1 protein-coding gene is annotated in these 2296 nt (G+C 57.4%); it reads left to right on the top strand.

Annotated features, from left to right (window positions below):
• The first annotated feature begins 739 nt into the window (after window positions 1-739).
• Window positions 740-1801, top strand: coding sequence for a DUF6602 domain-containing protein (locus tag ABEA12_RS15085; protein WP_210100248.1), 1062 nt, complete (start codon window positions 740-742; stop codon window positions 1799-1801).
• Window positions 1802-2296 lie beyond the last annotated feature (495 nt).

The following is a 2296-nucleotide window of genomic DNA, read 5'->3' as shown; positions in this document are numbered from 1 at the left end:
AGGAAACGGGCCGGAAGACGTTGCCGTCCGTGGTCAAAACCGTTGCCGCTGGTGGTCAGTCCAATTGCCGCTGGTGGTCAGCGGGGATCGCCGCCTATGGTCACTTTAGAACTTCCGCTGACACCGCTTGGTATCGGCGCATCTGGAGGGCACGGGCCTGTGCGCTATGTGGTGGATGCGTATGAGCCAGGGCGATCCGTAAGCTTCCAATTCACTGGCCCATCGGGGTTTCATGGCTATCACGCATTTACTGTTTCGGAGACTGCGGATGAGACAACTGTGTTGCTCACGCATGATTTGATGATGACCGTCACGGGGTCGGCGAGGGTGACTTGGCCTCTCTTCTTTCGGCCGCTCCATGACGCTCTCATCGAGGAGAGCTTTGACCGAGCTGAATCCGAAGTAGGTAATCCGCCGGAGGTTCCTGCAAAGCGCCCGCTATGGACGAGGGCCCTTCGGTTGGTGACGTCATTGCCGAGAACGGGCCCATCCGCATGATCCATGCCGAACACAGATTCGGGCCCGACATTCGATGGTCCCAGCTGTAGCGAATTAGACGTCCTGGATAGCGTGCTGGTGGGACGATTGGGAGGGATGCGGTCGGCGACGTCGACCTGGGGTCGCGATCACGAGTGGCCTGGGTAGAGGTTGGTATGTACCGGAATGCGGTGGAATTTAGGTTCAATGTGTAGTTGAGTTCCAGTTTAGCCTTCGGCTGCGACGATGAAATGAGGGTATCTTGAGCGAGAGTATTGCCTACGAGGACGCTGAGGAATACACGTTCGGCAATCTCGGTGGACACCCTCAACCACCATCGGGCGAGCACTTGCGGTGGCTAAACTCGGCTTCTTCGCAGATGGCGGACGAGTACGACGAAGTCTTCTCTCGTCTATCGACGACGACTGGACGGGTCCAGGAGTCTGGCATGCAGGTTGAGGCGGCATGGGCCACATTCCTCGAGAGTTGGCTACCACCGCAGTACGAGGTAGTCAAGAACAAGCACATCGTTGGCGAGATTGACAATGGTGAGCCACCCGAAGAAACCGATATCGTCGTCCTCCGACCCAGCTATCCGAGGTCACTGCGATCTAAATCGCACATTCTACTGGGAGGAGTCGCCGCAGCGTTCGCTGTGAAATCTACTCTCAAGAGTTCGTCGATTCAACAAGCGGCGCAGTCTTGTGCCCGTCTGCAGCGCACGATGGCTCCAAGGGAAGGCACCCCGAGGAAAGAGCTGACGCGACCGTTCATTTACGGGCTGCTCGCGAGCTCACATGAATGGAAGCAGCCTTCTTCGCATCCTTATTACAACGTATCGAAGCAGCTTTTCGAGGCGGATCAAAGGTTTGCCGCGCGCCCGATCGCATCGCTAGATCTTGTTTGTGTCCCGGACCTGGGTACCTGGAATCACATTACGAGTGTTCGCCCGCCAATGCCTTCGCACCCTCAAATGTTTGAGGATCTTCCGGCTGGAGATCGCCAAGCGGCCTTCGACATGATTAACACTACGGATGTTCGATCTGCGTTCGTGCTGAACCCCGCGCGCCGTGAAGGTGACGTCCTGGCATCGTTTCTCACCTCACTTTATTCGAGGCTCGCGCTACAGGACCGTGAACTCAAGACGCTTGCCGACTCCTTCTCACTCATGGGCGCTGACTCTGGCGGGCGCGACAAGAGTCGAATCTGGGACGCGAGCGAGGTGCTTTCCGCAGGGGTGAGGGAAACTCCATGGAACCACTGGGACAATTTCACATTCGGGGCCGAGTACGCAACGACCTACGGATGGCACGTTCCGTGGTGAGCGGGTCGTCTGCCGATGTGTGTCGCTGACAGCCTGTCTTCGGGGATGAGGCTCTGGTGACAGTATGCATGCGTTGTGTGCGCCACCGGTTGACGTCGTTCCCAACCGTGGCGACGTGGTTATGACACCAACTGTCCAATAGACGGGCTGTGCCGTTGACGCTCGAACTAGAGGTTGGTTCGTGCGGCGACGTCGTGGAGTTCCGCTTCAACCGAAAATTGTCAAGCTGTGTGGAGTCACTAAGCGGCCAGTAACGCGGGTTTCACTTCGGGCAGGTTGATGCCAACCACGTCAGCCGGGGCCGGCGTCCGGGGCCTGCCACGGAAACGTCCAGGGTTCTTCTCGTAGTAATTCTGCAGAGCCCCATTGTGAGGTGTGTCAAGGATCTGAGACAGTTGTTTAGTTTCTTTTGGATTAGGCAGCAGCGGGTTGTTGTTGGTTTTGGGTGTTGAAATTGGCCATGGCTATTGCCGGGGGCAGGCCGTCGTTGTGGCT

Origin of the sequence: Paeniglutamicibacter antarcticus (assembly GCF_039544305.1) — a bacterium.
Taxonomy (GTDB): Bacteria; Actinomycetota; Actinomycetes; order Actinomycetales; family Micrococcaceae; genus Paeniglutamicibacter; species Paeniglutamicibacter antarcticus_C.
This window is presented reverse-complemented; position numbering and strand designations above follow the sequence as displayed.